The organism is Arachidicoccus sp. (genome assembly GCF_050436765.1).
Taxonomy (GTDB): Bacteria; Bacteroidota; Bacteroidia; order Chitinophagales; family Chitinophagaceae; genus Arachidicoccus.
The window spans coordinates 1-6,573 of record NZ_JBNQGD010000137.1 but is presented as its reverse complement, the minus strand read 5'-3'; the positions used below and the strand labels follow the sequence as shown (position 1 = coordinate 6,573).

The 6,573-nt window shown below is 40.9% G+C and carries 6 protein-coding genes; 2 read left to right on the top strand and 4 right to left on the bottom strand.

All coding sequences use genetic code 11. From position 1 onward, the window contains the following. The 4 genes from ACQR30_RS05690 to ACQR30_RS05675 all read right to left on the bottom strand — a co-directional run. Positions 1–2,214: ligand-binding sensor domain-containing protein (locus tag ACQR30_RS05690; protein WP_429732532.1), on the bottom strand; the 2,214-nt coding region annotated here is incomplete at its 3' end. A gap of 679 nt (positions 2,215–2,893) precedes the next feature. Then, positions 2,894–3,991 (bottom strand): DNA polymerase IV, encoded by a 1,098-nt coding sequence (gene dinB, locus ACQR30_RS05685; RefSeq protein ID WP_429732529.1) that lies wholly within the window; start codon positions 3,989–3,991, stop codon positions 2,894–2,896. 14 nt (positions 3,992–4,005) lie between these two features. Then, entirely contained in the window at positions 4,006–4,434 is a 429-nt protein-coding gene (locus ACQR30_RS05680) for a pyrimidine dimer DNA glycosylase/endonuclease V (RefSeq protein ID WP_429732526.1), read from the bottom strand. Positions 4,435–4,439: 5 nt separating this feature from the next. Continuing rightward, positions 4,440–5,240 (bottom strand): XRE family transcriptional regulator, encoded by an 801-nt coding sequence (locus ACQR30_RS05675; protein ID WP_429732523.1) that lies wholly within the window; start codon positions 5,238–5,240, stop codon positions 4,440–4,442. Positions 5,241–5,318: 78 nt separating this feature from the next. Here ACQR30_RS05675 and ACQR30_RS05670 point away from each other — a divergent pair, with 78 nt between their 5' ends. Then, positions 5,319–6,056, top strand: a complete 738-nt coding sequence (locus tag ACQR30_RS05670) for an ImuA family protein (RefSeq protein WP_429732521.1) — start codon at positions 5,319–5,321, stop codon at positions 6,054–6,056. Further along, positions 6,053–6,573 (top strand): Y-family DNA polymerase (locus ACQR30_RS05665; RefSeq protein ID WP_429732518.1); only part of this gene is annotated, 521 nt, incomplete at its 3' end. The genes ACQR30_RS05670 and ACQR30_RS05665, both read left to right, overlap by 4 nt.

The following is a 6,573-nucleotide window of genomic DNA, read 5'->3' as shown; positions in this document are numbered from 1 at the left end:
GGCGTCTGATCCTTCTGAGAAGGGAGTTCCAGGCAATCCGTCATAAAAATTATAATTCACGAATATCCCGGTAGAATAATTAAATTTTGATAGACCATTTTCCGTAGCAACCCATAGATTGCCGCTCTTGTCTTCTATCATGCTGTATATGAAATCGTTGGCCAAACCGTCTTTTATAGTATAATTTTTGAATTTCAATTTTTTAATTGATCCACCTATTGCCAATCCAAGCCCACCCCCCGAAGTTGCCAACCATATTCTCTTTTCTGAGTCCTCGTAAATATTCTGAATGTCATTATCACCCAAGCTTTCTTTTTCTGCAGACAACTTTCTATAGCTAATGAATTGAGGCTCCACGGTATCCGAACCGCCCTCCATTATTACCAAGCCGCCTGTTGTACCTATCCATAAATTCCCCCTATGATCAAAATACAAATGACGTATCTTATTAAATCCTGTTCGGGGATAATTTTTAAAAAATATCTTATCCTTTATACCATGGGCAGTTTCTTCAATTTTCATTAGCCCGCCGTCAAATGAGCCCAGCCAGATATTTCCATATTTATCCTGCGCTATTGAATATATCTGATTGCTTGTCAACCCGTCTTGTCCGGAAGATCTACCAAAGTGGACTACGTTATAAGCCAATTCACCCTTTTCAGGAGTGGCTATAAATATGCCATTCGTTTTTGAGCCCATCCAGATGCGTCCCTTACGATCCTCATATATCGAATAAATCGCCCCCATCTGCTTTGGTGAAATATTGGAAAAAACGGGACGCATCTTTTTATTATGATCAACAATATATATATCCCTACTTTTGCAGGCTATCCAAAGCCTGTTTTTGTGATCCACATATACAGCCCTCACCTCATTTTCGGTCCTTAAATCTCTGGGTAGCATCAGAAGCTCCCGATTGAAGTTATCAGGCTGAAGTGTAACTTTAATAATACCGCCGCGATCCGACCTTACCCAAAATACACCTGAGCTATCGTAATAGGCAAATTCTACAAAATTCGGGAAAGGGATGCTTCTGTCTCCATAAGGAATTCGTTTGATCTTGTCCGAGGCCTTGTCATAAAATCCAAACCCACTATTTTTTGTATTAATCCATACGACCCCATTAAGATCCTCAAATACTTTAAAAAGAGAGGCGTTATTGCTTTGGCTATAAGGAGGCTGATCAGTTTTGACGATGCTGAATCTACTGGTTAGTGGGTCAAATTTAATAACATTTGATTTTTCCGGTTCTATCCACAATACGCCTGACCGGTCCTCATATATTCGTAAAAGAGACCCCAGACCTGGCGAATACTTTTTAATTCGATTATCCGATGTATTGATACTTATCAGCTCACCACCAGCAGTCGTCACATAAAGAAAGTTACTTATTTTGCTGCGCTCCAAACAGTTTATTGAAGATCCACTCAATTGAATGTAAGAAGTTCTTCCATGTTGCTTATCAAAGATAATAAGCATGCCATCGGCAGTTCCAAAATAGACATGCTTTTTATCTTCAGCAGATCTCAATATATTTTTGGTAAGATTGGCATCGGGGATAACACTTTTATAATTATATCCCGACTTCGCGGTGAGACAATTTAATCCTTTGTTTGTGCCCAGCCAGATGTTATTATTGTTATCTTCAAAAAAGATATTTACGTTGTTGGATACCAACGAGTAGGGCGCTTTCAATTTTCTCGAAAAATGTAAATATTTTTTATTTTCTTCCGGCTTAGGATTAATACAAAAAATGCCATTGTTTTCGGATAGGATCCATATAAGACCTTTGCGGCTGTGAATTAATCTGTAAAAGCGTATATGGCGTAAAGTGGTGTCATTCAATAATACATATAGTGGGTAAAATTTCTTACTTGCCTTATCAAATTTATATATATGCCCGTCATATGCCTTCAGCCAGAGACCACCAATTCTATCATCCACCAACTGATCTATTCTGTTAGTTTCAAGCTGATATTTATCACGTGCGGAAGGTTTATAATTCACAAACTTTTTCCCATCAAATCGATTAATACCATTCCAGCTGCCCATCCACATAAAACCTTCTTTGTCTTTAATAACTGAAGTTCTAACGTTATGAGACAGACCGTCTTCAGTGCCATAATAATCTATTGTGGATTTTATTTGCGCTCTGACAACAAGATTACTTGTCAGCAGTATAATAAATAATATAAGACCCTTCGTTACGGACAATGTTACAATTTAATTTCAGGTTGCAAAGAAATTCTTTTCATGAGACAATTATTTAAGCACTTCCAGGATGAACCGGTCGAAATCGGCAGATCAGTCTTTCGTCATTGGACGGCGTCGGGATAAAAAGATAATGGGTAGCTACTCCTCGCAGGAATTTTTGTAATAGCAGGCTGTCGGTTTCTCTTTATCTTTTACCAGCATGTTTTGAGCATAAATACCAAGGGCGGGTAACCAGCAAAAATATTAACTGCAAAATGCACCTGTATTTGTTTTTCCCATTTTTTAGGTTTCATATTAAGCATTTTTGATTTAAATAAAAACATTAACATCGATAAGCATTCTTTTATCCATCCCCGCCTCTGTATTTTATTTATAACATTTCTTTAAACAACGGCTATTAGTTTGCATAATTATTGCTTTTTTAAAAAAGAATTCAGAAAATTTACGCAATCGATTGCAAAATTGATAGCTACTATATATACCCAAGACATAGGGCCGACAAATAATCCCCTATGGCGGAGCCATAAATATATTTTTAGCTTTTGTTTGCTATGGGTCCAGTTTTTACTAGACAGTTTTCAATTTATTTTCTTGTCATTATCTGCACTTCAGTTTCTTAATCAGCCCCGGTTATAGGCAGACAATTATAAAATATCAGTCCTACTGCAAAAGCAATTGATTAAAACAGGCTTAATTGCATATCGTTATTTAGTCTTCGCTTTTCTGCGGCCAATTCAAAGTTGGATATTCCGACGCCGAGCAACCGAACCCGCTTATCTTTCAATGGTGCATTTTCCAAAATGTTTTTTACGGTCTGAATCATATTTTCTTTATCGCTGATTAATATGGTAAAAGAAAGACTTCTTGTCATAATAGTAAAATCGTGGAACTTAAACTTAACCGTGATTGTCCTGCCTTTCAGCCCAGCGCGTTGCAACCTTTCTGATAATCTTTGTGAGAGTGTTTCCAATTCCACTAGCATCGTTTCTTTTGTAGTAAGGTCCTCCTGGTAAGTATCTTCTACGCTGACGGACTTAGTTTCCCGATGCGCCTGTACCGGTCTGTTATCTATCCCCCTGACGATTTGAAAATAAAACTTACCCGGCTTACCGAAACGGGTTGTCATTTCCGCTTCCGTAAGTTTCTTTAAATCGCCACCTGTATGCAAACCCATTGCCTTCATTTTCGCAGCTGTTACCTTACCTACGCCATGGAATTTTTCTACTTTTAGCTGTTCCATAAAGGCTTCAATCTTTGACGGCCCAATGAAAGTCAGTCCATCCGGTTTGTTCATATCGGAAGCTATCTTGGCGACAAACTTATTGATAGAAACGCCGGCTGACGCCGTAAGGTTCAGCTCTTCTTTAATCGCTAGTTTTATTTGTTTGGCAATATCCATTGCGTAGCCGATGCCTTGCTTGTCATGGGTTACGTCCAGATAGGCTTCATCCAAAGACAGTGGTTCTATGATGTCGGTATAACGTTCGAAGATTTCACGGATATGGCGGGAAACAGTTTTATAAGCATCAAATCGCGGATAGACAAAAATAGCATGGGGACATAATCGTTGCGCCGTTTTAGAAGGCATAGCAGAATGTACTCCAAACTTTCTGGCTTCATAACTGGCAGTAGCTACGACACCACCCCTGCCTTCGGGCATACCGCCAACAATGAGTGCTTTACCACGATACTGCGGAAAATCCCTTTGCTCCACGGAAGCATAAAAAGCGTCCATGTCAACGTGAATGATTTTTCGGTATGTGGCTTTTTCCGGCATTGTTTATTTTATGCTTACAATATTTCCCAATCTTGTACACCACCGGCTATTACCTTAAAAAGTGTAACAGGTTCTACTTTTTTCAAATAACGCCACCTTTCAAAACAAGCTTTATCTCTTAGGGACAATTTTCCTAATAGATGTTTCATTTCATAGGCAAGTTGCCCCCTCGTTACTTCCATCTGTACCGGCTGAAAATTCTTATCTATTTTATTCCCGTCAAAATGGTAATTGCGTAAAGTTGCCTCTTGATGAATCTCCGATAAGTAATGATTGATTGCGTTTAATGGATTTTCCATTTGCCTGAAGCGCAGCAGCTGCGGATGATGTTTATATCCTTTGGTTTTTCCTTCCAGTACATGCTTTGCCAAGAGTGTTTCACGCCAGACAGCCAATAGCCCTTTAGTGTCCAGGTATTTAGGATGTAATGACCAGATACGCATAAGCTTTATTTTTTCAATCTTGTTATTTCCACTTTTAATTCCTGCAACATAGCTTTCAATTCATGTATTTCTGTCGGTGGCTCCGGTAATTGTTTTATGTGCAATATCCTGAATTCCCATAGCTGCAAGACCTCACTTACCTCAGCCGTATAGGGTTCGTAAACCTTATTCAAAGATTTTAATAAAAATGTTTTGTCCTTTTGCAACGTTACCTGTTTGAACACAAAATCATTTACACCGTTTAGGATAACAATGCAAGGTGTATCCGCTTTAATCTCCTTCCAGTTTTCAATGTATTGTCCCGTTACTTCACTCCCTTCCGGCACCAGCATAGAATCACCGCTAATGGGAAATGTACGGAATGTACCATGTTTTGGCAGGGTTGGTATATTGAATTTAGGTAATGACGCTACAAATTCCGGGTCGTTAAAACTGCTTCTATAACCGGCTTTGGCTTTTACAGGGACATATTCCGCATTCTCATTATTATCTTTGTCCACGCTGATTGCCAGCACGCGTATTTTGCTGCCCATCATAAAAACATCATTACCCGCTTCCAATTCACGCAATTGCAATTCCAGTAATTTGACAAGATTGATTTTCAGCAGGCTGTCTATGCTGATTTTAAAATATTCAGAAATGCCTATCATATCTTCCGGCTGCGGCGCTTTGGTCTGGCCGCTTTCCAATGCTGCCAGCTTGGAGCGTGATATACCCAGTTCATCTGAGAGTATTTCCTGGCTTAACTTCTTACGCTCTCGTAGAAATTTGAGATTGCTCCCGAAAAAAATTTTTTGTCCCTTCATTTTTATTTTGCTATTATTACAAACAACACTTTGACACTAATAATGTCAAAGATAATGGTTTTTGGATAAAATATGTGGATGCAAACAATAAAAAAAGACATACTGGATTCGTTGCGCAAAAATATCCTTTGTTTGCAGGGGCTGGGTATTCGTCCAAACAGCGAATACCCGGTAGTACCCTTAGGCCCATTATTAAATAATATGCCGGGTCAGGTTTTTCCGACGGGAGCGATACACGAGTTCTTAAGCCCGGCCCCTGCGATGTCGGCAGCTACCTCAGGTTTTATAATGGCTATTATCCACTCCCTAATGCAAAATGGCAAACCTTGCCTTTGGGTAAGCACCCGCAGAACGGTGTTCCCCCCGGCTTTAAAAATATTCGGCATAGACCCTGAGCGGGTTATCTTTATAGATGCAACCCGGGAAAAAGAAGCACTCTGGGCAATAGAAGAAGCTTTGAGATGCGAGACTTTATGCGCAGTTATCGGAGAGATAAAAGAGCTAGACTTCACTCAATCCAGAAGGTTACAGCTTGCAGTAGAGAACAGTAAAGTAACCGGCTTCGTCCATCGGCTGTACCCGCATAATATCCGCCCTACCGCCTGCGTAGCACGCTGGCAGGTACAACCTTGGGGCAGCCGGCAGCCAGACGACTTGCCCGGTGTGGGTTTCCCGCGCTGGAAAGTGGAGCTTTTAAAAATTCGCAACGGCAGGCCGGGCACATGGCAACTGGAATGGTCAGGTAATACTTTCCATACCGTAGAGACGCCAGTTCAGGAAAAGGTATCCGTTACACTTAAAACAGATGTCGCATGAACCGTTATATGTCTATATGGTTCCGGCATCTGTTGGCAGACGGATATGCGCTAGAGCAACCGGCGTTAAAGGATATTCCCTTTGTTATGGCTACGCCGCAACGCGGGCGCATGGTGATACAGGCAGCGAATGTCCAAGCAGAAAGGGACGGTATCCATGCAGGGATGGTTGTTGCCGATGCAAGGGCGGTATTCCCCTCTCTACAGGTAGTGGATACAAAGGATGATATGGGAGCAGCATTGTTGCATACGCTTGCTGAGTGGTGCATCCGCTATACACCGGATGTAGCAATTGACCTGTCGGACGGCTTAATATTAAATATTAGTGGCTGTCCGCATTTATGGGGTGGTGAAAGGGAATACCTGAAAGACCTTGTTTTAAGATTAAGAGCCATGGGTTATGATGCAAGGGCCGCCATTGCAGACACTATCGGTGCGGCATGGGCGATAGCCCGTTACGGGAAAGTAACGCCGATCATCGAATGCGGCGGGCAAAAGGAAGCAATCGTATCCTTACC

What these genes read in the sequence shown, in the direction of transcription:
- ACQR30_RS05670 (WP_429732521.1), top strand. Translation starts at nt 5,319, where the DNA reads ATGCAAACAATAAAAAAAGACATACTGGATTCGTTGCGCAAAAATATC.
- ACQR30_RS05675 (WP_429732523.1), bottom strand. Translation starts at nt 5,240, where the DNA reads ATGAAGGGACAAAAAATTTTTTTCGGGAGCAATCTCAAATTTCTACGA.
- dinB (WP_429732529.1), bottom strand. Translation starts at nt 3,991, where the DNA reads ATGCCGGAAAAAGCCACATACCGAAAAATCATTCACGTTGACATGGAC.
- ACQR30_RS05680 (WP_429732526.1), bottom strand. Translation starts at nt 4,434, where the DNA reads ATGCGTATCTGGTCATTACATCCTAAATACCTGGACACTAAAGGGCTA.